Raw genomic sequence first — 26,229 nt, forward strand, 5'->3', positions numbered from 1 at the left:
AACGAGGGGTGTCATAGCGATTGGCGATGGGGGAGATGCGCCACGAGACTGAACCGGGCGCAAACGGGATATTGAGCCTACCCGGATCGATCCGACTTTCTATTATACGGAAGTATATGCTTCAGCGGGCGTTTTTTAAAAGTGGTGAAACGTCGAAGAGTTTACCGTCGGGGAGAGCGGCAGCCGCATCCTGCCGCTCGCTCTTCAACGATCGACGGCAGGATGCCGCTGCCGCACCATCTTCCCTATCCGTTTTCATGGTGAACGATATTTATAAAACAGCGCCAACTCAGAGTTAGAGGTATAATTGCGTATCCTTTCCTTCGCATAACTACGGTTGATGGTGAAAACGGATAACGGAGCAATGGCATTTTCGGAGGTAAAAATAAGTTGGAAAAGCGCCTGCTTGTGCTTCAAAAAAATCGGCACTAACCAAAATAACTAGAGCGACAAATGTAATCATGGTGTAGATAGGCGAAACCTTCACAGTTGATTCGCGATGAGCAGTTCTGAAAACCCGTCCGGCGACTCCGCCTTCCCAAAAAACGAAGAACACCGTTCCCTGCGGCAGGGGCGAATCCTGTTTGACCGCTATCGGCTCGAGCGGAAGCTCGGCGGTGGCGGCATGGCGGTGGTCTGGCTCGCGCACGATGCGCGACTGAATCGCCCGGTGGCCTTGAAGTTTCTGTCCGAGAAACTTTTTCGCGACGTCGTCGCTCGCGAGGACATGAAGAAGGAAACGCGGCACAGCCTGGAGCTCACGCATCCAAATATCGTCCGCATTTACGATTTCCTCGAGGACGACGAAGCCGCGGCCATCGCCATGGAATACGTCGAAGGCTCCACGCTGGCCCAATTGCGCGCCAATCAACCCCAGCGGTGTTTCGACGTGGACGCGCTGCGCGGGTGGGTCGCCGAACTTTGCGCCGCGCTGGATTATGCGCACCACGAGGCGGGCGTCGTGCACCGCGACTTGAAACCGGCGAATATCCTCATCACCGCGCGAGGTTCGGTGAAAATTGCCGACTTTGGACTTTCCCGGCAGCTGCACGACGCGGCCAGGCACGCGGCCACGTCGGGTGAGACCCGCGGCACTTTGAGCTACATGAGCCCGCAGCAATTGGCCGGCGAAGTCGCCTCGGAGTCCGATGACATCTACGCCCTCGGCGCCACCCTCTACGAACTGCTCACCGGCAAGCCGCCGTTCATCCTGGGAGACATCGCTGCGCAAATCCGCACAGCCACGCCCGAAAAAATGACCGGCCGGCGGGTGCAATTGAGCACGACCGGAGAAGCGATTCCAGACGCGTGGGAAGACACCGTCGCCGCCTGCCTGGCCAAGGATCCTTCAGGTCGGCCGTCGTCCGCGATCGAGATCGCGCGGTTTCTCGATATCGAAGTCGAGCGAACGAATCATCACCTCACGCCGTTCCCCAGTCACACCGCCGATGTGTCGTCGTCGGCCAGACTCGATTCGCGCCTCCTCCAGGAGGAAGTCGAGCGGCCCACCACTGCGGTCTGGCCAGAGGCGCGGTCACTCGCGTTGCACGCGACGAGTTCGCTTTCCACCTCCGCGGAGAATCAATCGGGGCGTGTGACTCGCGCGCAGAAACGGTTTTTGCTTTCGATGGGCACGATGGCGGCCGCGCTCGTCGTCGCCATGAGCATCGCGCTGCCGGACCAGCACGAGCCCGCGTCCGCGAAGCCCGTTCCTCAGGCCGGCGCGCTGGCCGTGACGCCTCCGAACATTTCGACTGCGGAAAACGCGGGCCCGCTGGTCATGCTCAAGCCGCTGCCGGCGTCCCTCGAGGTCGTAACCACCCCGCCCGGAATTCCCTTCCACATCCTTCCCGTGGATGCCGGCAATCCATCCTCGGAGGCGGTGGAAACCGGCGAGAGCCCGGCGAATGTTGGCGGGTTGCAACCCGGCGCCTATCAACTGGTGGTCGGCGGCGGCCGGTGGCCTTCGCGCTCCCTGCCTTTCCAGTTGAGGGAAGCGGGCAAGACCACCCTCGTGCAGGATCTGCCGCATGGCACGGTGCGCCTGGAGAGTCAGCCGCCGGGGGCGGAGATTTACGAAGGGGACGTCCTGCTCGGCATCACCCCTGTTTCCCTTCCGATGCCGCCCGGCCGTCACGCCTTCGTCGCGATCACGGATGACAACAAAATCGCCTCCCGCACCGTGGACATGGCCGCGGACCAAACGAAAGACATCCAGTTCGAGATGAAAGAAGCTCCCGATGCGCGAACCGGCCACGAAATCGCGCATCACCACCATCGGTTGCGGAAACACGCGGAGCCTACCATGCTGGCCCGGATCGGCCGATCGATTAAGGAAACGCTGATCAAGACCGAGGCCCTGATCTTACCGCGCCCCGGGAAGGATCGGCGGCTTTGGGATTAGGGCGGTTCAGAGAATCTTTCGAAACTGACTTCCGAAGACAGAGCGCGCTGGAGGGCGCTGCTCCGTCAGTGCCGGGCGAAACGCGGCGGCACGGAAGCGACGGCGCGCTTCCCTCCAGCCCTCCTTCGGAAATGGATTCCGAGAATGACGCTATGCCCCGGCAGCGAAACGCTGCGCGGAGGCGATCGTATTCGCCATGAGCATCGCAATGGTCATCGGGCCCACGCCGCCAGGGACGGGGGTGATGGCGCGGCATTTCGGGGCGACTTCGGTGAAGGCGACATCGCCGACGATTTTGTAACCCTTTGGCGTGTTGAGGTCGTCGACCCGATTGATGCCCACATCGATGACCACGGCGCCGTCTTTCACGAAATCGGCTTTCACAAATTCCGGGCGGCCGATGGCGGCGATGAGGATATCCGCGCGGCGGCAGACCTCGGCGAGATTCCTGGTCCGTGAATGGGCGATGGTCACCGTGGCGTCACCGCCCTTGCCCTTGTTCATGAGGAGCAGCGCCAGCGGTTTGCCGACGATCATCGAACGGCCGAGAACGACGACATTCGCCCCGGCGGCTTCGATGCCGCTCTCGATGAGCAAACGCTGACAGCCGAGCGGAGTGCAGGGCACGAAGCCATCCGCATCGCCGAGGGCGAGCTTGGCTACGCTGATGGGATGGAAACCGTCCACGTCCTTGCGCGGGTCGATGGTCTCGATGATGGCGCGCTCGTCGATGTGCGGTGGCGGGGGCGATTGCACGAGGATGCCGTGAATAGCGGGATCGGCATTGAGCTGCTTCACCAGCGCGATGAGATCGGCCTGCGCGGTGTCGGCGGCCAGCTCGTGCTTCACCGAGTGCATGCCGAGCTCGTGACACATCTTATCCTTCGAACGCACATAAGCGCGCGAGGCGGGATCGTCGCCCACGAGGACGACGGCGAGGCCGGGCGTGACGCCGCGCGCTTTGAGATTCGCGATGGCAGCCTTGCTTTCGGCGTAGGTTTTTTGGGCGATGGCTTTTCCGTCAATGAGCGTCATGAGTCGATATGATGAGCGTCGCGCATGATCTTCTCAAGGCGCGCGCGTTGGGCTTCGAAAGCTTCTTCGGTGTCGGTGTCGGGGATTGTTTCCAGCGGGAGCAGCGTCACGTCCACCCGGGAAAAGGGCTTGGGAATTTGAAAGGCATCCCAGCTCTTCAACTGCCAGTAACGCGAGTAGGAGACCACGATGGGAAGGGGGGGGGATTTCGCTTTCTGGGCCAACGTGATGACGCCGGCGTTGAGCTTGTATTTTGGGCCGCGCGGGCCGTCAGGCGTGATGGCGATGTCGTAGCCGGCCTCGGAAGTGCGCACCATTTCGAGCATGGCCACCGCCCCCCGCCGCGAACTCGAACCGCGGATGGCGCCGATGTCGAAGCGCGCGAGGAAGGCCGCTAGGATTTCCCCGTCCTTGCTGGCGCTGGTCAGCGCCTTCGAGTGGCGCGGGCAATCCCGACGCGACATGTAGTGTGAGTAGAGCCACGGGAGGATGAAGAGGCGGTTGTGCCAGAAAAGCCCCGTCATTTTCACGGTATGGGGCATCTGCAGAAAGCCGTCGGGGTCCTGAATGCGAAAGCGGAGTGTGGCGCAGAGGAGCTTCACGATCCAGCCGCCGACGAGCGCGATGAGTTTGGCCTTGGTCGCCGGCTTCATTTATTCGGCATTCTCCGCCCACCGGAATGCCCCCTGCGCGGGCAACCCAAGTTGATCCAGAATGCGCGCGACGACGGTATCGACGAGCTCCTCGATTTTCTTCGGCCGGGAATAAAACCCCGGCGAGGCCGGCAACACGATCGCGCCCGCTTCCATTACGGTCACGACATTGCGGGCGTGGATGAGATTCCACGGGGTCTCGCGTGGGACGAGGATGAGCTTGCGACGTTCTTTGAGAAAGACATCGGCGGCGCGCAGGATGGTCGTTTCGCTCGTACCGGCGGCAATGCGTCCAAGCGTGCCCATGGAGCACGGAACCACGACCATGGCGTCGAAACGCGCCGAGCCGCTGACGAAGGGCACATTCATCGTCTTGTCGCTGTGCTGGCGCACGCTGGCCGCCACGAGGAGCTCGCCACCGAGCTCTTCGTTGATGACCTGCCGGGCATAGCCGCTGAGGACGAGATGGATCTCATGCTCTTTGGGATCGAGCAGATCGAGCAGGCGCTGCAAGTAAATCGCGCCACTCGCACCGGTCGCGGCGAGGACGAGTTTCATTTACAGATAATCCGCCGCATGGAGCCGGCGCGTCAAATCGCCCTGGCGGGTGAGGAGTTCGGTGTAGAGCTCCTTGTGATCAGAGTTCGGCTTGGCGCGGGTGGATTCGTCGAGTTTGACGAACTTGTCCGTAAGGTGGCGGAAGGTCGTGGTCTGGCCCGTGGCCATGTGGCTGGCGTAGGTCGCCTGCAGGGCCGCGCCGAGCGCGGCGCCTTCCGCCGAAGCGAGGCAAATGGTGGGCACGCCGAAGATATCCGCGGCGATCTGCCGCCAGATGGGGCTCTTGCTGCCCCCACCGGTGAGACGGATTTCCGTGGGCTGGATGCCCAGCTCGCGGAAGCGATTGAGACCGTAGCCGAGGCCGAGAGTCACGCCTTCCATGGTGGCGCGGGCGAGATGCGCGGCGGTCATCGTCTCCGTCTTCATGCCATGGAGCACGCCGGTGCCGTTGGGCAGGTTCGGGGTGCGCTCGCCATTGAGGTAAGGGAGGAAGAGCAAGCCGCCGCAACCGGCGGGCGCGGTATGCACATTCTTTTCCAGCTCTTCGTGCGACCAGCCGAACATGCGGCAGACCTGCTCGGTGGCCACGGTCACGTTCATGGTGCAGGCCAGCGGCAGCCAGCGGTCCGTGCTATCGCAGAAGGCGGCGATCTCGCCCCGCGGGTCGATGACCGGTTTCTCGGCAAAGGCGTAGACCGTGCCGGAGGTGCCGAGACTCACGGTGACCACGCCCGGCTGGACGTTGCCCGTACCGATCGCGCCCATCATATTGTCGCCACCGCCGGCGCTCACCGTCACTTCGCCCTTCGAAAGGCCCCACGCTTCACGCAGGTTCTCGCGGAGGAGGCCAAAGTGCCCGGCGCGAACTGGCCAGCGGCGGCAGGGCCTGGAGCAGGTCGGGGTCGATAAATTCGACGAGCGGCTCGCACCATTTCTTTTCGCGGACGTCGAGCAGGCCGGTGCCCGAGGCGTCACCGTACTCCATGCCGCGTTCGCCGGTGAGATGGAAATTGATGTAATCGTGCGGGAGCAGCACGGTGGCCAGCGCCTTGTAATTGCGGGGCTCGTTTTGCTTCAGCCAGAGGATCTTCGGCGCGGTGTAGCCGGGCAGGATGGCGTTGCCGGCCAGTTTGATGATCTCGTCCTGCCCGCCGAATTCCTCGTTGAACTGGGCGCACTGCTCCGTGGTGGAGGTGTCGCACCAGAGCTTGGCCGGGCGGATGACCTTGTTCTTCTTGTCCAGGGGCACGAACCCGTGCTGCTGGCCGCTGACGCCGATGGCTTTCACGGCGTCCTTCTTTTTGCCGAGTTTTTCCAACACCGCCCGGACCGTGATGTCCACGGCATCGAGCCAGTGCTGGGGCTCCTGCTCGAGATGCCCGGGCGGAAGTCCCTCGATGAGGCTGTAGCTGTGGGAGGCCGTGGCGAGGATTTTGCCGGACTCGAGATCGAGGGCGATGGTTTTGGTGCTTTGCGTACCGCTATCGATACCGAGAGAGATCATGGAAAGTGAATCGTTGGGAAAAGCGCTGGTAGCCAGCGAGGACGGAGGCTAAATGTGAAACCCTGAAATCTGAAACCCCAAATTTTCCGATGGTTAAAAAGCTCCTCCATACCCGTTATCGCGTCAGCGATCTGGAAAAGACGGTCGCCTTTTACCGGGACGTGCTCGGGCTGGAATTGCTCCGCCGGCACACATCACCGCGGGGTTCCCAGCTGGTCTTTTTCAAGGCGCCCGGGAGCGAGGAAGAGATCGAGATCTGCCAATACGACGGCAGCGGCGAGGTGAAGGTCGGCTACGACATCACCCACCTGGCCTTTGAGGTGGACGACCTGGACGCCTTTGCCAAACACGCCGCGGAGAAAGGGTATCCCCTTTCCGATGGACCCACCCCGACTGGCTCCGGCAGCGTCATCGCCTTTGTCGATGCGCCCGAGGGTTACGAGATCGAGCTCATTCAACGGGGAAAATAAGGCATGGAATTCGACTGGCTCGACGCTCCCTTTGATCTGCGCAAGATTTCGCCCAAGGAAATCGAAGAATCCTTCGAGGACCCCTTTAGCCTGCGCCTCCTGCCGGATGCCGGGGGCGAGGCGGACAAAGCGCGCTATTTCAACCTCGGCAAATCGGTCAGCGACCGGGGTGTCTTCACGATTTTCTGGACCGACGGGAAACGCTACCGGGCGATCATGGCCCGGGAAATGACCCCGGAGGAGCTGGCCTTCTACGACCGCAAGAACGCCGAGAGCACCTACTAACCCCCTTTTCGCTTCCCACCGATGAAAGTCGTTACCAACTGGACCGAGGTCCCGAGCTTTGAGACCGAAGAAGAAGAGGCCGTCTTCTGGGCCGAGTCCCGTCTCGATGTGCGGTTGATGAACGCCTCGCTGCTCAAGGCCGACACGCGGGAATCGACGACGATCACCCTGCGCTTCGACCCGCGCCTGCTGGCCCGCATCAAGCGCATCGCCCGCTCGCGGTATTTGAATTACCAGAGCATGATCAAGCAGTGGCTGAGCGAGCGGCTGGAGAAGGAGCTGTAGGGAGCAGTAAAAAGTAATCAGTGATCAGTAATCAGTGATTAGTAGGTCAGTAGGTCAGTAGGTCAGTTGCCCCATGCGAGTACGTACGCCCGCGGCGACTGAATACTGATTACTGAATACTGATTACTGATCACTTTTTACTGTCCCCACCCCCAGGGAAATCGCAGCTCGACTGGCCCAGCCTCAGCGGTTCCCCCCGGTCCGCTCAGGCAAACGCCCTCCAGTCGAGCTGCTCCCCTATTTGGATTTTTTCCTCGTCCGTATTTCGGACGAACGCACCTTTAGCACCGGTCATGCCAAGCGGGTTTTTCGACGCGGAAAAGTGCTAGTTACAGAGGGAAGTTAGGTCGCCAGACGATGGATTGCGCATGGATCGCTCCCGGATAGAGTGGGCGAAATTAGCCACCGTGTTTATTTGTCGCCGCCCAAAAAGCGGCATCTCCGGAGAGCATGGACGGAATACGGACCCAGCCATTGGAGCGCGGTCGCGGAGCGGAACTCCGGGGAGCGCACCCGTCTCGGGTGCTGGTTTCGGCGTCCCGCCGAAACGAACTTCCCTCCCGTGATCGTAGTCTCGGGAGAATTGAAATCTTACAAAAGTTCGCGACGGCGAGACGCCGTCGCCAGCACCCGGGACGGGCGAGCTCCCCGGAGCTTTGCTCATCGCGCTTTCTGCTGCTGCCTCTCAGCGCAAGGCGGCCCGGACGTTCCAACCCGCGTGCTCCAGGCGGGCCATCGCCTCCTCGTAGCTGATCTTCAGCTCACGACTGACCAATCGGACGCCACGATCGCGCAACTTTGCGTTCGAAATATGCAGGTCGACCATGGCATTGCCGCGCACGCGGCCCAGCCGGACCATGGCGCAGGTGGAAAGGATATTGAGCACGACCTTGGTTGCCGTGCCGGCCTTGAGCCGCGTGGAGCCAGTGACGATCTCCGGGCCGGTCGGCAGGTCGATCTCCACGTCCCAATGCGTCTTCGTGCGCTGGGGGTTGCACGTGAGCAGGATCGTTCGCGCACCGAGAAAGCGGGCCCGCTCCAGGGCGCCCACGACAAACGGCGCCCGTCCGCTGGCCGAAATGCCACAGACCACATCGCGCTGGCAGACCCCGCGCTCCAACATCGCGAGCGCGCCCGCCTCGGGCTGGTCCTCCGCACCTTCCACTGCGCGATGCAACGCCGTCACACCGCCCGCGATGATGCCCTGGACCAGTTCCGGCGGTGCCCCAAAGGTCGGCGGAATTTCGCTCGCATCGAGCACCCCGAGCCGTCCGCTCGTCCCGGCGCCGACATAGAAAAGCCGGCCCTTCGCGGTCAGCGCCGTGCTGACCAGATCGACCGCGTCGACCAATTCCTCCCGCTGCGCGCTCAGCGCTTCGGTGATCTTCGGCTCCTCGGAAATGAACAGCTCGACCAACTGCGCCGTGGTCTGCTTCTCGAGATCGGTCGAACGCGGATTGCTCTGCTCCGTCGCAGCGGTCGCCAGTGCGTCCGCATCGGAAGCCACCGTCGTCTCGCGGGGCGGCGGAGCGCTGGGGATATGCTCCGCCAGCCACGCCGCGCCCAGTGCGCCGGATTCCGCGCACACCTCGACCGTGGCCTTCGGCACCAACTGGCTCAGCCGATAACGGTACAACGCCGCGTATTCCTCGTGATTCGTAAACATGCCGCCAATCAGCCGCACCGGCGCGTCGGGAAACTCCAGCCGTTGCGCCACCGCCTGGGTGAATTCCGCCAGCACCTGCGCTCCCGATTCGATGATCTCGACCATCTGCCGGTCGCCAAATTTCGCCGCATTGAAAACCGCCGGCGCCAGGCGAGCGACGCTCATCTTGTCGGCCTGCATCGCCCAACCCACGAGATCCTGCAGCCGATTGAGGCTCAGCGTGCGCAGGATTTCCTCCGCCACCGGCGTGATCTGGTGGTTGAGATCGAAATGGGTAAGCACCTCGCGCAAGCCGCGCCGCGCCACGTCGTAGCCGCTGCCGCGATCGCCGAGCAATTGCCCCCATCCGCCCGCCTTTTCGATCCGCTCTCCCTTGCGCCCATGCACCGCCGCGCCCGTCCCGGCGATGACCGCAATGCCATCGCCATCGCGAAACGCCGTGGCCAGACCCGAGTCGCGATCGCTGCCGATGGCCAGTTGCGCATCCGGCCAGATCTTCTCCACCAGCCGGTGCAGCCGCGCGCGATCGTCCGCCGTGCCGCAGCCGGCCAGAAACGCGCCCACATGGGTGGCGTCGCGGGGCAGGACCGAAAGCAGACTGGTCAGAGCTTCGTCGGAAATGAGTTGGAGATTCGAGGCGGACAGCACGCCTTCCCGCAACACGGCGCCGCCGCCGTTCAGGAGCACCCAATTGGTTTTGGTGCCACCACCTTCGATACCAAGAATGCGCTTTGGACTTTCCATACCCATACTATCGTAAAACGTCGTCCGTCTGCACTCAACTCTGCCGAATGTTTTCATCCCGGTCCGTATGAGACCGGGGGCTGAAATCGGGCACGCTGGCGTCTATGCTGCGCATAGACGCCGGGATATCCGTCTAGCCGATGAGAAGATTTTTCCGGATAAAAGGCGTCCGCCGCAAGCCGGAGGCTTGCCATAAATTAGCCGGTGGCGTGAGCCACCGGAGCCCGGTAAAGACGGCTGCGCCCCGAAGGGTCGCCCGAACGTTGAACGCGATTACCATTACGCCATTCAGGGACATCTCGTTGCGGCAAACGCACTTTCTGGTCACCATTTTTTTTCGGCCCTCCGGGACGGATGATGGTGTAGGGGCGAGTCCGGTGGCTTACGCCACCGGCTAATTTATGGCATCCCTCCGGGATGCAGAGATCTGCAGCGGAAGGTTGGTGGGATAGCAGCGTAAGCACAGCGGATTGTTGTCAAAGCAGGAATTCGTCTTTCGACCAGAACGGGCTGGCATCCCGCGCGATTCGCCAATCTACTTTCCAGACGCGCTATGCCCAACGTCCAGACCCGCATCGAAGAACTCCGCCAGCAACTCGAGGAGCACAACCGGCGTTATTACGACGAGGCCACCCCCACGATTTCGGATGCGGATTACGATGCGCTCTTCCGCGAGCTGCGCGATCTGGAAGACGCGCATCCGGAATTCATCACGCCGGATTCTCCCACCCGGCGGGTCGGCGAAAAAGCGACCGCGGGCTTCAGGCAAGTGCGGCACGCGGTGCCGATGCTTTCGCTCGACAATCTTTTCGCCAAGGAAGGCTTGAGACGCTGCAGAAGTGGATCGTCAGCGTGGAAAAGATGCTGCCGGGCGAGCAGCTCGAGTGGCTCGTGGAGCCGAAGGTCGATGGCCTGGCGGTGAGCCTGCTTTATGAAAATGGCGTCTTCACCCGCGGCGCTACGCGGGGCGACGGCGAGCGCGGCGATGAAATCACGGACAATCTCAAGACCCTGCGTAGCATCCCACTACGGCTCCACGGGAAAGGCGCGCCCGAGGTGCTGGAAGTGCGCGGCGAAGTGTATCTGCCAGTCGCCGGATTCCAGCGCATCCGCGAGGAAATGATCGCCGCGGGCGAGGAACCTTTCGCCAACGCCCGCAACACCGCCGCCGGCACGCTCAAGCAGCTCGACCCGGCACTGGTGGCGAAGCGTCCGTTGGAGATCGTCCTCTACGGCCTCGGCGAGATCAGCGTCGACCCGCCGCCCACGCAGGCCGCGCTGCTGGAGTGGATGAAGGCCTTCGGCCTGCGCACACCGAAGTTCACCCGCGTGTGCCACACCGCGGAGGAAGTCATGAAGGCGATCGACGAGCTCGATTCCATTCGCGACGGCTTCGGCTTCGAGACGGATGGCGCGGTCATCAAGCTCAACTCCATCGAGCAACGCGAGCGCGTCGGCTACCATTCCCGCGCACCTAAGTGGGCCAAGGCCTGGAAATATGTCTCGGAGCAAGCGGAGACTGTGCTGGAGAGCATCACCATCCAGGTGGGAAGAACCGGCGTGCTCACTCCTGTCGCGGAACTCAGGCCGGTGTTTCTGCGCGGCAGCACGATCAGCCGCGCGACGCTGCACAACGAAGATGAAATCAAGCGCAAGGACATCCGCATCGGCGACACCGTGCTCATCGAGAAAGCCGGCGAGGTCATTCCCGCGGTGGTGAAGGTGGTGCTGGAAAAGCGTCCGTCCTCGGCGCAACCCTTTCCTTTTCCGCACGAGTGCCCGGTGTGCCACAGCCAGGCAAAGCGCGACCCGAATTTTGCCGTGTGGGTCTGCGAGAATGTGAATTGCCCGGCGCAATTGACGCGCCGCCTCGAGTATTTCGCCAAACGCGGCGCGCTCGATATCGACGGCCTCGGCGGCATCGTCGCGGACAAGCTGGTGGAACGCAGCCTGGTGCGCGACCCGCTCGATCTCTTCGAACTCAAGCTCGAACAACTGGCCACACTGAACCTCGGCACGGATGATGAACCGCGCGTCTTCGGCGAGAAGAACGCCACCAAAGTGACGGAAGCGATCAAGCGCGCGAAGACCCAGCCCCTGGCGCGCTGGCTGCACGCGCTGGCCATCCCTGAGGTGGGCGAAGAAACCGCGCATGACCTGGCCAAACATCATCCCTCGCTGGAAGCGGTGCGTGACTCCGCCATGCTGCGTGACGTGGTCGCGCTCGACCGCCTGCACGGCGAGGCCGAGGAATCGAATCCGCGCGGCAAGCGCAACAAGGACAAGACCGAGCTGGAAAAGCAAAAGCTCGCTTCGCGCCATGCGGAGGTGATCGCCGAGGCCAACGCCGCGGGCCGCCGCCTGCTCGAGGCCGGCTTCGCCGCGCCGGCGAAGAAAAAAAGCGCGACCGATGCGGATGTCGTCACCGTCGTCGGCCCCGTCGTGGCCCAGGCCGCGCTCCATTGGTTTGCCGGCGAAAGTGGCCACGAGACCCTCAAGCGCCTGCACCATCTCCACATCGCGCCGAAAGGCGCCACGCCCGGCGCGGGCGACCAGGCCTTTGCGGGCAAGACTTTCGTCCTCACCGGCACCTTGGAAAAAATGGGCCGTAACGCCGCCGCGGAAAAAATCCGCGCTCTCGGCGGCAACGTCTCCAGCTCGGTCAGCCGCAAGACCAGCTACGTCGTCGCCGGACCCGGCGCCGGCTCGAAGCTCGAGGATGCGCAGAGCCTGGGCGTGACCGTGTTAAGCGAAGACCAGTTCCTCAAGATGCTGGCCGACTCGGGCGCCGGCACTGGTTCTTCAAACACTCTTTCGGACGATTTGTTCGGCGAGTAAGGACTGTTAAATAATGCCATCTCTCCTCGCGGTCATTCTGAGCGGAGTGCCCCGGTGAGTGAAGGCGGGCACTCCGCTCAGAATGACCGCGAGGAGGGACGGCATTTTCAAAGCTTCTCGGCCTCACGCGTTCCCCAAGTGCTTATTCAAGGCGAGTCCAGCTTTTCGAAGCGGTAATGCCCGCGAATCTGCCCGGTGAAAAACTGGCCTTTGGATTCGGCTCGCATCAGGGCGCGATAAGCGCGGCGAGGGACACCAAAGTAGCGGTAGATACCGCCGTGCCGGAAAGCAAGAGTGAGCTCCTTTTCGCGTGCGTCGTAGCCAGCGGCGGCGAGGCTCAAGGAGTCGAGGCCATGCATTTTCGAGGGCACAATGGTTGCATCGGCTGGCGGGTGGAAGATGGTCGGATGGGAAGAAAAGGATGAAGGCGGAAGGATGAAGGATGAAGAACCGCGCAGCAGAGAGTTCCATCATGCAACATCGCGTAGCGCACTTCACTTCATCCCTCATCCTTCCGCCTTCATCCTTTTCCTCACCCCGTTTCCGGGTACCGTCCATTGACGAGTGGTATATGTTCGTGTGAACATATATGCGTGCCCTCGTCTGCCAATATCATTTCTCTCGCTGCCGTTCGGGAAGCGCTCGCTACGCGCTTTCCCGAAGCGGCGCCTTTGCCGCAGCGGCATTGGGCGACGGGCTGGAGTGAAATTGACGCGCAGGAGGGTGGGCTGCCGCACAATGCGGTCACCGAGCTTTGCAGTTCGCCCGGATGTGGCGGGTTCTTTTTGCATCGGATGCTCGGCGCTTTGCAGGTGCAGCGCGGGCTGGCCGCGCTGGTGGATGGCGGGCGTTCGTTTGATCCCGGGAGCTACGACGCCGCGGTCTTGCCGCGGCTGCTCACGGTCTTTTGCGAAACGCCGGAGCAAAGCGTGAAGGTCACCGATCTTCTTTTGCGCGATGGCAATCTGCCGCTCGTGTTGCTCGATCTGCAGACGATGCCTCTGCGCCGCATCGGCCGCATCCCGGCCAGCACGTGGCATCGGTTTCAGCGACTGGTGGAACGCAGCGGCACCGCGCTGGTGGTGATGACCCCGCAACCCATCGTCGAGGCCGCCCGGGTGCGGATCACCCTGCGATCGAATTGGAACCTTTCCGCGCTCACCCAACCGCGTGATGAGTTGTGTGAAAGCCTGCACGCGCAGGTCTACCGGCGCGGCCGGCAAATTCAACCCCTGGAGGAGGTGCACGTCCGCACCGCTTAAAAAACCGTGTCCTGGTTCACCGCCATTTTGCTTCCGCAGTTTTCGCTGCAGGCCGCCTTGCGTTTCCACGAGGAAGCGTGGCGGCAGCCGGTGGCGATCACCGATGGCGACACGGAAAAAGGCCGCGTGTTGGAAACAACGATCCCCGCCGCTCACAGCGGAGTGTGGCCCGGCATGGTGGTGACGCAGGCGCTCGCGCGTTGCCCGTCACTGCGGCTGCTGCAACGCTCACGTACGCAGGAGGAAGTCGTCAGCGCTCTTTTGCTGGAAACGACCGGCACGCTCTCACCGCTCATCGAGGCGACGGCGGAAGGACTTTGCGTAGCCGATCTGCGGCAGATGAAAGCGTGCGATTGGGAGCCGTGGGCGCGCGGCGTGGTGGAGCGATTCGCCACGCGGCAATTGCGCGTGCAGGTCGGCCTGGCGGCGAATCCCGATCTCGCGATCCTGGCCGCCCGGCATGCGGAACCCGCGCTCGTCGTGCAACATGCCGGCGCGTTTCTCGCCGGAGTCGCCGTCACCGCCGTGGACGCCGCGCCCGGCCTGCTGGAGATTTTGCGTGATTGGGGCATCGGTTCTCTCGGCGAATTGGCACGGCTGCCGCGGAGCGAATTGATCGAGCGCCTCGGCCCCGAAGCCGGCGCGTTGTGGGAACAGGCCGCCGGCCGCGCACACCGGGAATTGCGCCTCGTGCGACCGCCGGAAGTCTTTTGGGAAGCCTTCGAATTCGAGCATCCCATCGAGACCACCGAGCCGTTGCTGTTCATCCTGCGCCGCCAACTCGAGCAACTGATGTTGCGCCTCGAGGAAGCGTATCGCGTGGCCGCGCAGATGACGCTCACTATCCCCCTCGAGCCCGGCCCATCGAATGTCACCGCGGGGACGGATCGTTACGAACGCACCTTCACTATTCCCTCGCCGACCACCGACACCGAGGTGCTCTTCCGTATCCTGCACACGCATCTCGAAAACTTGCGGCTGGAGCAGCAGCCCATCGGCGTGCGCTTGCGCGTCGAGCCGGTAGTCGCCAATCGCTCGCAATTTCAGCTTTTCGAAAGTCCGCTGCGCGATCCGAACCGTTTTGGCGAAACGCTGGGCCGCATCGCCGCGCTCGTCGGCGCGGAAAACGTCGGTGTCGTGCAACTCGAAGACACGCACCAGCCGGATCGCTTTCAACTGGTGGCGCCGGATTTTCAAACGCTCTCGGAGCGCGAAAAAGCCGGGCCCACGGCAAGCCACACGCTGGGCCTGCCGCTGCGACGTTTCCGTCCACCGCTGCCGGCGCAGGTGCGTTTCGAGCGGCATGTGCCGAAATGGCTTTCCTCGCCAATAGCACAGGGCGAAGTGATCGATATGGCGGGGCCGTATCGCGTCTCCGGCCAGTGGTGGGATTCGCACGAGTGGAGCGCCGAGGAATGGGACATCGAGCTCAGTGACGGCGCGCTCTATCGCATCTCGAAATCCCAAGGTACTTGTTTTCTGGAGGGCTGTTATGAAGCGAGCGTACGTTGAGCTGCACACCCGCAGCGCTTTCAGCTTTTTGCGCGGGGCGAGCCTGCCGGAGCAGCTTGCCGAAAGGGCGGCGGAGTTGAATTTACCGGCCGTTGCGCTCTGCGATCGCGATGGAGTCTACGGCGCACCCCGCTTTTATAATAAGAGCAAAGAGATCGAAGCGGGCAAAGAAGGAGAGGAGAAAAAAAGCAAACCTCGGCTGATTCTCGGCGCGGAACTGACGCTCGAAGATGGCGCCGTGCTGCCCGTGCTCGTCGAATCGCGAACCGGTTACCAAAATCTCTGCCGGCTCATCACACAGGCCAAGCTGCGCGGCACCAAGACCGATGCGCCCGTGTATTGGAGCGAACTCGCGGAATTTACCGAAGGCCTCGTCGCGCTCACCGGCGATGAGGAAGGACCGATCGCACGTTGTCTCGAGCGCGATGATTTGGCCGGCGCCCGCGAGCGGGTCACGCGGTTGCGGCGGGCCTTCGGGGATAAGAATGTCTTCGTCGAAGTGCAGCGCCATTTGCAGCGCGGGGAGGAACTGCGCATCCGCCAGCTTGCCGACCTCGCCGGCGCCGAGCGTCTGCCCTTGCTGGCCACGAATGGCGTGCAATACAGCATCCCCGAGCAGCGCGGCGTACTCGATGTCTTTACCTGTGCGCGGCATCACACCCATCTCGATGCCGCCGGCCGGCTGCTCAGCGCCAACGGCGAGCGTTACCTTAAATCCGCGGCGCAGATGGCAAAGCTGTTCACCGATTTGCCCGAGGCCATCGACAACACCGTCGCGCTGGCCGAGCGGCTGCACTTCACGCTCGCAGATCTTGGCTACAAGTTTCCCACCTTCCCCGTTCCTGAGGGGGAAAGCATGGCCACTTACTTGCGCAAGCAAGTCCTGGCCGGTGCCCGCGCCAGGTGCCGTAACTTCAATGAACGGACACTCCGGCAAATCGACCATGAGCTGGGCCTCATCGAGCAGCTAGGGTTCTGCGGTTACTTTCTCTGCATCTGGGACTTGGTGGAGTTTGCCAAAAAAAGCGACATCATGATCCAGGGGCGAGGCAGCGCGGCGAATTCGGTAGTCTGTTTTTCGCTCGGTATCACGGCCTGTGATCCCATCGAATACAACCTCCTCTTCGAGCGTTTCCTCGCCGAAGGCCGCAACACCTGGCCGGACATCGATCTCGATCTCCCCAGCGGCGACCGGCGCGAATCGGTGATCCAGGAAGTCTATCGCCGTTTCGGCAAGCACGGCGCGGCGATGACGGCCAATGTCATCACCTTCCGCGGACGCAGCGCCATGCGCGAGATCGGCAAGGCGTTGAACTTTTCCCTCGAATCCATCGGCCGTTTCTCCGCGCTCTTCGCCAATGGCGACTTTCCACATACGCTCGACCTGCTGGCGCAACTCACCCAGGCGGGCATTCCGAAGGATCACCCGCGCGCCGAGGCCGCGGCTTATCTTTACCAGATGATTCGCGGGTTGCCGCGGCATCTCGGCCAGCACTCCGGCGGCATGATCATCTGCCAGAATCAACTCAGCTCGTTTATCCCGCTGGAAAATGCCTCGATGCCCGGCCGCGTCGTCGCGCAGTGGGACAAGGACGATTGCGAGGACCTCGGCATCATCAAGGTCGACCTGCTCGGACTCGGCATGATGTCCGTACTGCAAGAGACCATCCAGCTCAGCGAACAACGCGGGCACAAGGTGGAGCTGTATGAAGTGCCGGCGGATGATCCGGAGACGTATGAAATGATCCGCGCCGCGGATACCATCGGTCTCTTCCAAATCGAGAGCCGCGCGCAGATGGCCACGTTGCCGCGACTCAAGCCGAAGTGCTTTTACGATCTCGTCGTGGAAGTCGCCATCGTGCGCCCGGGACCTATTCAAGGCGGGCTCATGCATCCGTATCTCAAACGGCGGTGCAATCAGGAAGAGCACGTTTACGTGCACAAAGACGTGGAGGAGATCCTGAGGCCAACCTTGGAACGCACGCTCGGCGTGCCGCTGTTTCAGGAGCAGATGCTCAAGATGTCAATGGATTTGGCCGACTTCAACGGCTCCGAAGCGGAGGAACTACGCCGCGCACTGTCCTTCCACCGCTCGCACGATCGCGATGAACGCGGCCTGCGCCAAGTTGCGCAAACGTATGAAAGAGAAAGGGCATAGCGACGAAGTCACCGAACTGGTCGTGAAATCCGTGCAGTCTTTTGCGGTCTACGGCTTTCCCGAGTCGCACGCCATTAGCTTCGCCCTGCTCGCTTATGCCTCGGCCTGGTACAAGGTGCATCGCGCGCCGGAGTTTTATGCTTCGCTGCTCAATAACCAGCCGATGGGATTTTATTCCTCGGCGACCTTGATCAAGGATGCCCAGCGGCGCGGCTTGCACTTCCTGCCGGTGTCGGTGTGCGAGTCGGAATGGAACTGCACGGTCATCGATGACTCGACCGTGCGACTCGGCCTCTGCGTGGTGAATGGCCTGCGCCAGGAGCACGCCGCGCATTTGCTATTGGAGCGGATGCGCCAGCCGTTCACTTCGGTCGCCGATTTCAATCTGCGCACAAAACTCACCAAACCCGAGCAACGCACACTGGCCAGGATCGGCGCGCTCAGCGGCCTCAGTGCTCATCGCCGCGATGCCTTGTGGCAGGTGGAATTGCCGTTCGATAGCGAAAGCCTCTTCGCCAAACCAGCAACGCCTCCACCGACCACCCCGCTCGCGCCGATGACCAGCTGGGAACGCATGCACGCGGATCACAGCGGCATGAACCTGAGCATCGGCAAACATCCCATGCGCCTGTTGCGCGACCGGGTGCCGCAAGCCTGGCGCGCGGCCGATCTCGCCCAGGGGGCCAACGGCACGTATGTGCAAATCGCCGGGCAAGTCATCTGCCGCCAGCGCCCGGGCACGGCGAAAGGATTCGTCTTCATCAGCCTCGAGGACGAGACCGGCGTGGCCAATGCCATCGTTGTACCGAAGCTCTTCGAGCGTTGCCGCCTGCTCATCACCTCGGAATCCTTTCTCGTCATCGAAGGCCCGCTGCAAAACTACGAGAACGTCATCCACATCAAAGCCCAGCGCATCTTCCCCCTCCCCGCGCCGGAGATGCAGCTCGCGGAGTCGCATGACTTCCGGTGATTATACGGTACGGCCACGACGAACGTACACCATGCGATGGCCACATTTTTGAACGACATGCCGCCCCCTCATATGGTATAAGCGCCCGATGCGTATGAAGTGCGGCCAGAAGAGTCATCAGGTGGAAGAGCACGGAGGGCTGTACGCATCCGAGGACCTCCTCGCCCTCACACGGCCACAAACTCGTCCTCGGTAGTTTACTCCGCGACCTTTCACGAATTTCCCTCGGCACACGTCATCGTGTGTCTCCGAAAATCCCTTCCCTTCACCTTTAGCGACGACCACGCGCTTCCATTCCCATGCCCTCCTCGCCCTTCCGCGCCACGCCGGCTCATCCCCGTCCTTTCCGCCGCGCCCTATCCCCCCTATGGCTAACGGCCCTCGTCTGGCTCTGCTTCTGCGTCACCGGTTGGTCCGCGGAATTGCAAAAGCTGCATGGTCACCAACCCGCGGCGCTGGCAAGGCTCGTACCCTCCGGGCCCCTCGACGACACCCAGGAGCTGAACCTCACCGTCGCCCTGCCGCTGCGCAATCAAGCCACGCTCACCAAGCTCCTGCAGGACATCTCCGATCCCGCGAGCCCGAACTACCGGCACTACCTCACCCCGGCGCAATTTGCCGCCCAGTTCGGCCCCACTGATGCCGACTACCAGACCGTCTCGAAGTTCGCCACCGCTCACGGCCTAACCGTTACCGCCACCCATTCGAACCGCGTCCTCCTCGATGTGAAAGGCAAGGTTGGCGATATCCAAAAAGCTCTGCACGTCACCTTGCACACCTATCGGCATCCCACGGAAGGGCGGCAATTTTTCGCGCCGGACGCCGAACCCTCGGTCGATCTTTCCGTGCCGATCCTGCACATTGGCGGCCTCGACAACTATGCCCTGCCGCATCCGCGCTACAAGCTGCATCCCGCTCTGCCGAAGGGGAATGCCGCCCCCAACGCGGGCACCGGCACCGGCGGCGGCTACATGGGCAATGATTTCCGCACCGCTTACGTCCCTGGCACGTCGCTCACCGGTGCCGGCCAAACCCTCGGCCTGCTCCAGTTCGACGGTTATTCGGCGAGCGACATCACTTACTACGAAAACGCGGCCGGCCTCCCCAATGTACCTTTGCAAAATGTGCTGCTCGATGGCTTCAGCGGCACACCCACCGGCAATGGCGGCGAAGTGGAAGTATCGCTGGACATCGAAATGGCCATCTCCATGGCGCCGGGCCTTTCCAAGATCATCGTCTACGAAGCCGGTCCCGGCGGCTCCTGGCACGACATCCTCAATCGCATGGCCACCGACAACCTGGCCAAGCAGATCAGTTGCTCGTGGTACATCCCCGGCGGCGCTTCCGACCCCGTCGCCGATACCATTTTCCAGCAGATGGCCACCCAAGGTCAGTCCTTCTTCAGCGCCTCGGGCGACTACGATGCCTTCAGCGGCTTGATTCCTTTCCCGGGTGATTCGCCATACATCACCCAAGTCGGCGGCACCACCCTCACCACGGCCGGTGCCGGCGGCGCCTGGAGCGCGGAGCAAGTCTGGAACTGGGGAAACGGCCAGGGCAGCGGCGGCGGCGTCAGCACCCAATACAGCATCCCTACCTGGCAGCAGGGCATCAGCATGACCGCCAGCCAGGGTTCCACATTCTGGCGCAACGTCCCCGACGTCGCCCTCACCGCGGATAACATCTACGTGCGCGCCGATGGCGTGGATCACAATGTCGGCGGCACCAGTTGTGCAGCACCGTTGTGGGCCGCCTTCACCGCATTGGTCAATCAACGCGCCGTTACCAATGGCCGGGCCACGGTCGGCTTCCTCAATCCCACGCTTTATACTCTCGGCAAGGGCGCCAACTCGGCCACCGACTTCCATGACATTGCCACCGGCAACAACTTCAACGCCGGCAGCCCCACCAAATTTTCCGGCGTCGCCGGCTACGATCTTTGCACCGGTTGGGGCTCGCCGAACGGCGCGGCCTTGATCGACGCCTTGGCCGGCCCGCCGGATGCGCTGCAGGTTTCCTATCTTCCCTTTGCCGCTGCGGGGCAAGTTGGAGGCCCGTTCAACCCTGCATCCCAGACTTACACGGTAACTAACAACGGCAGCACCACGATCAACTGGTCCGCCGCCAAGACGCAACCCTGGACCACGCTGTCGAGCAGCAACGACACCCTCGGCCCCGGGGCGCACACCACCGTCACTTGGTCGCTCGCTTCGGCGGCCAATTCCCTGGCCGCCGGCACCTATGGCGACAAGCTCACCTTCACTAACACCAGTACGGCAGTCAGCCAGTCCGTCGCCATGAGTCTGGCGGTCGGCCCCTATGTGGACCACTACGCCTTCTCCGTCATCCCCTCCCCTCAAGTGCTCGGCTCTCCCTTTGCTGTGAGCATCACCGCGATGGATGCCAACAATCTCCCCGTCACCGCCTTTACCGGCATGGTCAATTTCACCGCCAGCGGGGGAAATACTGTCACCCCGGCGGCGTCCGGCAATTTCGTGGACGGCCAATGGACCGGCTATGTCACTATCTCCGGTTCGGCCGGCAGCACCTCACTCACCGCGGCCAATGCCTTCGGAGCGACCGGCCAGAGCAACAGCTTCACCCTCACCACGCCCGTCATCAGCACCCTCACACTGGCGAGTAACGATCTCATTTACGATCCCGGCACGCAGAAAATCTACGTCAGTGTCGCGAGCAGCGACAACACCGGCCGCGCCAATACGGTTACTCCGCTGGACCCTGCCACGCAGACTCTCGGCACGCCGATCTCCATCGGCACCAATCCCTCGAAACTCGCCGTCTCCGACGACAACCAATTTCTTTATGTGAGCCAGCTCGGGGCCAAGGCGATCAGCCGCATCTCGCTGGCCAGCCAGAGCGTTGGCCTCCAATTCAGTGTCGGCTCCTACGACGCTGAGGACATCCAGGTGATGCCGGGCAGCCCGCATACAATCGCGGTATCTCTCCTTTCCGGCGGCTCATCCAATTTTGGCGCGGCCATCTTCGACGACGCCGTCGAGCGCGCGAACATCGTCGACGGCCTCGAAATCGCTACTTCGATCGCGTTCGGCTCTTCGCCGGGGACACTCTACGGTTCGGATGGCAGCGGTCGCGTGACCTTCAATCGCTTCACGGTTTCCAGTTCTGGTCTCACTTTGCTGGATCAGGGGGTATGGTCCGGAGGCAACGGGCTCTCACCGCATACCACACCAGGGATCAAGACGGCAGGCTCTCTTATCATTAGCACCGATGGCGAAGTGGTGGACCCGGTCAGTCGCAATCGCGTGGCGACGCTCCCCGTCCCGGGTCTCATCGATCCAGATGTCGCCCACGGTCGCATTTACTGTCTGGAAATCGGGAGCGATTACAGCCACGACGTCCTTCACGTCTTCAATTCCACGACCTATGCGGAGATCGGGTCGTTGCCTGTCACGGTCAATGGCTATCCCGGAAGCTTGATCCATTGGCCAGGCGGCGTCGCTTTCCGCACCAATAACAACCAGATTTATATCATCAACGCGGCCCTCCTGGCGCCGGTCGCCAATACGGCGGACCTCATGGTGACCCAAGTGACCACACCCTCCGCGACGATCGGCCAGAATTTCACCTTCACTTTTTACGTGACCAACAATGGCCCCTCCGCAGCGGCCAACGTAAGCCTCCGTGACAACCTGCCATCGGGGATGACTTATGTCGCGGCGACGACGACCCAGGGATCGATGTCCGCGAGCGGCGGCACAGTCACGGCCAATCTCGGCACCCTGGCCAACGGCGCGTCCGCGACGATAGCCATCACCGTCCTGCCATCGAATGCCGGCGCCTTCTCCAATCTGGGCACAATCAGTTCGACGACCACCGATCCGGCTGGCGGCAACAATACCGCGTTGCAGACCGGCAACGTTGTCTCCGCTTCCACGAGCTCCACCCAGGTATCCGTTCTACCGTTGACCGCCAACGATCTCGCCTATGATCCCATCCGGGGCGTCCTGTACGCGAGCATCCCGTCCAATGCTGGTGCCCTGGCCAATACCCTGGCCGCGATCGATCCCACTACCGCCGGTGTCACCGCTTTCCAATTCGTCGGGTCCAATCCGAGCCGGCTCGTGTGCTCCAGTGACAACCAGTCCCTCTATGTATCGCTCCGGGGAGCTAACAATGTCAGCCGCTTCAATCTCTCGAACCGGACCATCGAACTGCAGGCCAGCCTCGCGGTAGATCAAACTTCCGGATTTCTGACGGCGGCAGATATCGCCGCCGTGCCGCAATTCCCGCATTCCTTCGCCGTCCACCAGAACACCTCGAACGCAGTGAAATTCGGAGTCGCCGTTTATGACGACAGTATCCAGCGCCCGACCACCGCGGCCGCGCTCCGTCTCGCGGGCTCCATCACCTTCGGATCCTCGCCAGGCGTGCTCTACGACTACAACGGGGCATTCACGCGATTCAATGTCACCCCCTATGGCGCTTCCCAGGTGGATTCGAATTACAATCTGATCTCCGACGGCGGCAGCACCATCCAGTCCGACGGCGGTTTCATTTACTCCTCGCACGGTGAGGTGGTAAATCCTCAGACCGACTCCCTCGTCACCACCATCCCAGGGATTCCTTTGGGATCTCGCGGTTGCGTCGATACGGTCCGCAATCGTCTCTACTATCTTCTCCCGTCGTCGGGCAATACCGCCACCCTGGAGGCCTTCGATAAGACGACTTACGCGCTCACGGACTCCGCAACGATCAATGGCATTTCCTCCAGCGTGACGCTGAGCAGTCTCGTGCGTTGCGGTGGACATCGCCTCGCGTTTCTCACTACGGATGGAAATATCTTCATCGTCGATGACGAGAAGCTGGTGCCCTCCGTGCTGGCCATCACCGTTCCCCAGACCACGATCGAAGGCGCGGGAACCCTGGTCGCCGCAGGCACCGTTTCCGTTTCCGAGCCGCAGACGTTCGATACCTTCGTGACCCTGGTGTCGTCCAACCCCTCCAAGATTGGCGTCCCTGCGACCGTGACCATTCGCGCTGGGCAACTCTCCGCCTCTTTCAATGCCACGGTGGTCGACAATGCGATCCTCGACGGCCCCAAAAGCGTGAACATCTCCGCCTCGGCCACCGGGTTCCCCACAGTCGCCGGCACGATCGAAGTGAAGGACAACGAACTCGCTTCCTTCAGCATTAGCTTGCCGGCCAATTTCACGCAGGGGACTACCGCGCAGGGAACGGTGACGATCAGTGCGCCGGCGGCGAATGACATTGTCGTAGCGCTCTCCTCCAACTCGTCCTTGGTCAGTGTCCCCGCTACTGTTACCATTCTTGCGGGACAAACCTCGGCGACCTTTACGGCGACGATCCTGGAAGCAGGTCAGATCGTCGGCCCGCAAAGCGCCGTCGTCACCGCCCATGTCGATGGCTGGACGGACGGTGGCTCGAGCAGCACCGTCGTAGACAATCAAAACACCGCCAGCTGGCCAGGCTTCGGGAATGGGGCCGGCCATACCGGTTATCAACCGACGACTCTCGGCGCCGCGCCGTTTACGGCGGGCTGGCAAGCCCTGGGTATCTCCGGCACGTACAGCTTGAATCCCGTCGCTGTCGCCGGCGGGAACGTCTTTGTGACCTACAGTTACCCGGCCTGTTACGTGAGTTCTCTCGATGCGGCCACGGGCGTGGAATTGTGGCGCTACACTTATACCAACGGCCCCTTCGTCGATCCCCCAACTTATGAAGCAGGAAATCTCTTTGTGCGTCGCGGAACTAGCTCCAGTCCAGGAAACGATGCCGCGCTTTGGTGCTTCAATCCCTCCACCGGCAGTGTGGTATGGACCGCCCCGTTCGACACCCAGTCCGTTCCCTCCTTCGGGGCGACCGCCATCAACGGCGGAGTCTGGATGGAGGCAGGTTATAACGGCGGCCTCTACGGCTTCAATACGGCGGATGGCTCGCGGCGTTTTACCAATACGACCATCGGGCTGTACGACTACTGGACGCCGACTTATTACAACGGTCTCCTCTACACCTGGCTGGGCGGACAGTTCCAGGCTTACGATCTGCAGACAGGCGCGGTCCTTTGGGCGGATGGCATTGCACCCTCGCCGGGCAGTGGGGGATATAGCATACCGGTTATTTATCAGGGACGCGCCTTCCTGGTGAATAGTGCGAACTTCTACGCGGTCGACATTTCGACGCATGCGCAAGCCTGGAGCGTCACTGGAAGCTTTCTCGGCAGCCCTGCCGTGGCTAATGGCGTGGTGTATGTGGTGAGTTCCACCCAGGTAAATGCCTATGACACCGGTTCCGGCGCTCTATTGGGATCCTATCTCACCGGTGACAGCAATCTTTCCGGGCAGCCGATCGTCACCAACGATTCCCTCATCGTCTACTCGAGTACGGCCACGTATATCTTCGACCTCACCACGCGCACCCTGCGGCAGACCTTGCCTCACGGGGGCACAGCCTCGCTGGCGAATAACGTCCTCTATCTGATGGGTTCGGATGGCATCGTCCGGAGTTATATCCAACCGGGCAGCCCGGCGACCGATACGGCGATCACGCAAACCATCAGTCCCAGCACCGCGACGAGTGGCACTAATGTCACGATCCTCCTCACCGCGACCAATAATGGCCCCAACGTGGCTTCAGCAGTCGTGGTCCGCGACACGATCCCATCTGGTCTCACGTTCGTGTCGGCCATTTCGTCGCAAGGCACCTGTACCCAGAGCAACGGCAAAGTCACCTGCAACCTGGGCGATCTTAACGATGGCGTGAGCGCCACGGTCACGATCGTGGCGCGCAGTTTTGGCGGTACGAATGTGCTTAATACGGCGACGATTACCTCGAGCACCTACGACACGATTAGCACCAACAACTCTTGTGCGGCCAGCGTCAATGGCACTCCTCCTACGGTCGTTACTTCGCCGACCACTCGATTTGCTTCCACCGTGGTGCTCAATGGTACGATCAATGCCAATGGCTTGAGCACGAGTGCCTCCTTCGACTATGGTCCGACGGCCGCCTATGGATCCAGCGTGACGGCAAACCCGTCCAGCGTCACGGGCGCCACGACCACTTCGATCAGCGCCAATGTGACCGGGCTCCTTCCCAACACGCTCTACTACGCCCGTGCGAAGGGACTCAGCAACGGCGGCCCGGCCTATGGTGCGCAAACGACTTTCACCACGCCCAATAATGTCTCCACGCTCTCGAATCTGGCTCTGAGCGCCGGCACGCTCAGCCCGTCCTTCGCCACTGGCACCACGAGCTACAGTGTGAATGTGCTTCCGACCGTAACGACCATGGTCCTCACCCCGACGACCACGGATAGCAACGCTTTCGCCTACGTGAACGGCACCTGGGTGGTCAACGGTGCCAGCAGCAATCCGGTGACTCTTTCGATGGGCCGCAACACGATCAACATCACCGTCATCTCCCAGGACAGCAGTACGCAATCGCACTATACCGTGGCCGTGACCCGCGATGATACCGTGATCGCGACGCAATCCGGTTCGCAGACCGTCAGCACCGGTGGTGACGCTACCTTCGCAGTGAGCGCCACCGGCACGGGGCCGTTCACCTATCAATGGTACTACAATGGCAACCCCATCACGAACGCCACGGCTGCCACCTACACGATCAGCGACGCATCCCAAGGCGACGTCGGAAATTACTGGGTGGTGGTGACAAATACCTACGGTGCTACCACCTCCAGCATCTACACCCTGTCACTCTCGCAGGCGGTCCCGGCGATGCCTGCGTGGGGCTATGGCATTCTCTCCGCGCTGCTCTTGCTGGTCACCACGCGCGCCCTCGGGCGAAAGGGAGTGGTCGCGAATTAGGCGGCGTTTACGGATTCCAAAGCCGGGGGAGGGAGGCGCAAACGAAGTAGACAAGG

Annotated in this window: 18 protein-coding genes; 11 read left to right on the forward strand and 7 right to left on the reverse strand. The window is 62.0% G+C overall.

Going from position 1 to position 26,229, the window contains the following annotated elements:
• Nucleotides 1–499: 499 nt before the first annotated feature.
• Nucleotides 500–2,404, forward strand: a complete 1,905-nt coding sequence (locus CFE428DRAFT_RS29865) for a serine/threonine-protein kinase (protein WP_006983459.1) — start codon at nucleotides 500–502, stop codon at nucleotides 2,402–2,404.
• Between the two features lie 150 nt (nucleotides 2,405–2,554).
• On the opposite strand, the gene folD is transcribed toward CFE428DRAFT_RS29865, so the two are convergent.
• The 5 genes from folD to CFE428DRAFT_RS39335 are packed head-to-tail and all read right to left on the reverse strand — an operon-like array spanning nucleotide 2,555 to nucleotide 6,154.
• A complete protein-coding gene (folD, locus tag CFE428DRAFT_RS29870; protein WP_006983460.1) occupies nucleotides 2,555–3,439 on the reverse strand; it encodes a bifunctional methylenetetrahydrofolate dehydrogenase/methenyltetrahydrofolate cyclohydrolase FolD in 885 nt (294 codons plus the stop codon).
• The gene (locus CFE428DRAFT_RS29875) at nucleotides 3,436–4,092 is read right to left on the reverse strand and encodes a lysophospholipid acyltransferase family protein (protein WP_006983461.1); all 657 of its coding nucleotides are present in this window, start codon (nucleotides 4,090–4,092) and stop codon (nucleotides 3,436–3,438) included. Before CFE428DRAFT_RS29875 ends, folD begins: the two co-directional genes overlap by 4 nt.
• Nucleotides 4,093–4,650, reverse strand: a complete 558-nt coding sequence (locus tag CFE428DRAFT_RS29880; RefSeq protein ID WP_006983462.1) for a UbiX family flavin prenyltransferase — start codon at nucleotides 4,648–4,650, stop codon at nucleotides 4,093–4,095.
• Complete coding sequence (locus tag CFE428DRAFT_RS39330; RefSeq protein WP_006983463.1) at nucleotides 4,651–5,448, reverse strand: FGGY-family carbohydrate kinase; 798 nt, start codon at nucleotides 5,446–5,448, stop codon at nucleotides 4,651–4,653.
• A gap of 25 nt (nucleotides 5,449–5,473) precedes the next feature.
• Nucleotides 5,474–6,154 carry an FGGY family carbohydrate kinase gene (locus CFE428DRAFT_RS39335; RefSeq protein WP_006983464.1) on the reverse strand — a complete coding sequence of 227 codons (681 nt, stop codon included), beginning with the start codon at nucleotides 6,152–6,154 and terminating at the stop codon, nucleotides 5,474–5,476.
• Between the two features lie 89 nt (nucleotides 6,155–6,243).
• Here CFE428DRAFT_RS39335 and CFE428DRAFT_RS29890 point away from each other — a divergent pair, with 89 nt between their 5' ends.
• From CFE428DRAFT_RS29890 to CFE428DRAFT_RS29900, 3 genes are read left to right on the forward strand one after another with little or no spacing between them, the layout of a single operon-like run.
• The gene (locus tag CFE428DRAFT_RS29890; RefSeq protein ID WP_006983465.1) at nucleotides 6,244–6,624 is read left to right on the forward strand and encodes a VOC family protein; all 381 of its coding nucleotides are present in this window, start codon (nucleotides 6,244–6,246) and stop codon (nucleotides 6,622–6,624) included.
• A gap of 3 nt (nucleotides 6,625–6,627) precedes the next feature.
• Complete coding sequence (locus tag CFE428DRAFT_RS29895) at nucleotides 6,628–6,909, forward strand: BrnT family toxin (protein ID WP_006983466.1); 282 nt, start codon at nucleotides 6,628–6,630, stop codon at nucleotides 6,907–6,909.
• Between the two features lie 21 nt (nucleotides 6,910–6,930).
• The gene (locus tag CFE428DRAFT_RS29900) at nucleotides 6,931–7,194 is read left to right on the forward strand and encodes a CopG family antitoxin (RefSeq protein ID WP_006983467.1); all 264 of its coding nucleotides are present in this window, start codon (nucleotides 6,931–6,933) and stop codon (nucleotides 7,192–7,194) included.
• A 685-nt stretch (nucleotides 7,195–7,879) separates the two neighbouring features.
• Here the strand turns inward: CFE428DRAFT_RS29900 and murQ are convergent.
• The gene (gene murQ / locus CFE428DRAFT_RS34745; protein ID WP_049975796.1) at nucleotides 7,880–9,604 is read right to left on the reverse strand and encodes an N-acetylmuramic acid 6-phosphate etherase; all 1,725 of its coding nucleotides are present in this window, start codon (nucleotides 9,602–9,604) and stop codon (nucleotides 7,880–7,882) included.
• A 553-nt stretch (nucleotides 9,605–10,157) separates the two neighbouring features.
• Here murQ and CFE428DRAFT_RS40675 point away from each other — a divergent pair.
• Nucleotides 10,158–10,526, forward strand: coding sequence for a DNA ligase LigA-related protein (locus tag CFE428DRAFT_RS40675; protein ID WP_006983469.1), 369 nt, complete (start codon nucleotides 10,158–10,160; stop codon nucleotides 10,524–10,526).
• On the forward strand, nucleotides 10,466–12,442 hold the full coding sequence (gene ligA, locus CFE428DRAFT_RS29910; protein WP_006983470.1) for an NAD-dependent DNA ligase LigA: 1,977 nt from the start codon (nucleotides 10,466–10,468) through the stop codon (nucleotides 12,440–12,442). The genes CFE428DRAFT_RS40675 and ligA overlap by 61 nt, the downstream gene beginning before the upstream one ends.
• A gap of 146 nt (nucleotides 12,443–12,588) precedes the next feature.
• On the opposite strand, the gene CFE428DRAFT_RS29915 is transcribed toward ligA, so the two are convergent.
• Nucleotides 12,589–12,801 (reverse strand): KTSC domain-containing protein, encoded by a 213-nt coding sequence (locus CFE428DRAFT_RS29915; RefSeq protein ID WP_006983471.1) that lies wholly within the window; start codon nucleotides 12,799–12,801, stop codon nucleotides 12,589–12,591.
• A 234-nt stretch (nucleotides 12,802–13,035) separates the two neighbouring features.
• Between CFE428DRAFT_RS29915 and CFE428DRAFT_RS29920 the strand changes: the two genes are divergently transcribed.
• The 5 genes from CFE428DRAFT_RS29920 to CFE428DRAFT_RS29935 all read left to right on the forward strand — a co-directional run bounded on the left by CFE428DRAFT_RS29920 (nucleotide 13,036) and on the right by CFE428DRAFT_RS29935 (nucleotide 26,173).
• Nucleotides 13,036–13,704: a hypothetical protein gene (locus tag CFE428DRAFT_RS29920; protein WP_042726096.1), complete on the forward strand. Its 669-nt coding sequence runs from the start codon at nucleotides 13,036–13,038 to the stop codon at nucleotides 13,702–13,704.
• A 6-nt stretch (nucleotides 13,705–13,710) separates the two neighbouring features.
• Nucleotides 13,711–15,216 carry a DNA polymerase Y family protein gene (locus CFE428DRAFT_RS29925; RefSeq protein WP_006983473.1) on the forward strand — a complete coding sequence of 502 codons (1,506 nt, stop codon included), beginning with the start codon at nucleotides 13,711–13,713 and terminating at the stop codon, nucleotides 15,214–15,216.
• Complete coding sequence (dnaE, locus tag CFE428DRAFT_RS29930) at nucleotides 15,197–17,374, forward strand: DNA polymerase III subunit alpha (RefSeq protein WP_006983474.1); 2,178 nt, start codon at nucleotides 15,197–15,199, stop codon at nucleotides 17,372–17,374. Before CFE428DRAFT_RS29925 ends, dnaE begins: the two co-directional genes overlap by 20 nt.
• Entirely contained in the window at nucleotides 17,355–18,344 is a 990-nt protein-coding gene (locus CFE428DRAFT_RS39340) for a helix-hairpin-helix domain-containing protein (protein ID WP_202797528.1), read from the forward strand. Before dnaE ends, CFE428DRAFT_RS39340 begins: the two co-directional genes overlap by 20 nt.
• 299 nt (nucleotides 18,345–18,643) lie before the next feature.
• Nucleotides 18,644–26,173: a VPAMP-CTERM sorting domain-containing protein gene (locus CFE428DRAFT_RS29935; protein WP_006983476.1), complete on the forward strand. Its 7,530-nt coding sequence runs from the start codon at nucleotides 18,644–18,646 to the stop codon at nucleotides 26,171–26,173.
• The last annotated feature ends 56 nt before the right edge of the window (nucleotides 26,174–26,229 follow it).

Origin of the sequence: Chthoniobacter flavus Ellin428, from assembly GCF_000173075.1 — a bacterium.
Lineage (GTDB): Bacteria > Verrucomicrobiota > Verrucomicrobiia > Chthoniobacterales > Chthoniobacteraceae > Chthoniobacter > Chthoniobacter flavus.

Bases quoted from the DNA above. Each gene is read 5' to 3' on its own strand.
- folD (WP_006983460.1), bottom strand. From the start codon at position 3,439: ATGACGCTCATTGACGGAAAAGCCATCGCCCAAAAAACCTACGCCGAA.
- CFE428DRAFT_RS29875 (WP_006983461.1), bottom strand. From the start codon at position 4,092: ATGAAGCCGGCGACCAAGGCCAAACTCATCGCGCTCGTCGGCGGCTGG.
- murQ (WP_049975796.1), bottom strand. From the start codon at position 9,604: ATGGAAAGTCCAAAGCGCATTCTTGGTATCGAAGGTGGTGGCACCAAA.
- ligA (WP_006983470.1), top strand. From the start codon at position 10,466: ATGCTGCCGGGCGAGCAGCTCGAGTGGCTCGTGGAGCCGAAGGTCGAT.
- CFE428DRAFT_RS29895 (WP_006983466.1), top strand. From the start codon at position 6,628: ATGGAATTCGACTGGCTCGACGCTCCCTTTGATCTGCGCAAGATTTCG.
- dnaE (WP_006983474.1), top strand. From the start codon at position 15,197: ATGAAGCGAGCGTACGTTGAGCTGCACACCCGCAGCGCTTTCAGCTTT.
- CFE428DRAFT_RS29880 (WP_006983462.1), bottom strand. From the start codon at position 4,650: ATGAAACTCGTCCTCGCCGCGACCGGTGCGAGTGGCGCGATTTACTTG.
- CFE428DRAFT_RS29900 (WP_006983467.1), top strand. From the start codon at position 6,931: ATGAAAGTCGTTACCAACTGGACCGAGGTCCCGAGCTTTGAGACCGAA.
- CFE428DRAFT_RS39340 (WP_202797528.1), top strand. From the start codon at position 17,355: ATGAAAGAGAAAGGGCATAGCGACGAAGTCACCGAACTGGTCGTGAAA.
- CFE428DRAFT_RS29935 (WP_006983476.1), top strand. From the start codon at position 18,644: ATGCCCTCCTCGCCCTTCCGCGCCACGCCGGCTCATCCCCGTCCTTTC.
- CFE428DRAFT_RS40675 (WP_006983469.1), top strand. From the start codon at position 10,158: ATGCCCAACGTCCAGACCCGCATCGAAGAACTCCGCCAGCAACTCGAG.
- CFE428DRAFT_RS29915 (WP_006983471.1), bottom strand. From the start codon at position 12,801: ATGCATGGCCTCGACTCCTTGAGCCTCGCCGCCGCTGGCTACGACGCA.
- CFE428DRAFT_RS39335 (WP_006983464.1), bottom strand. From the start codon at position 6,154: ATGATCTCTCTCGGTATCGATAGCGGTACGCAAAGCACCAAAACCATC.
- CFE428DRAFT_RS29865 (WP_006983459.1), top strand. From the start codon at position 500: ATGAGCAGTTCTGAAAACCCGTCCGGCGACTCCGCCTTCCCAAAAAAC.
- CFE428DRAFT_RS29890 (WP_006983465.1), top strand. From the start codon at position 6,244: ATGGTTAAAAAGCTCCTCCATACCCGTTATCGCGTCAGCGATCTGGAA.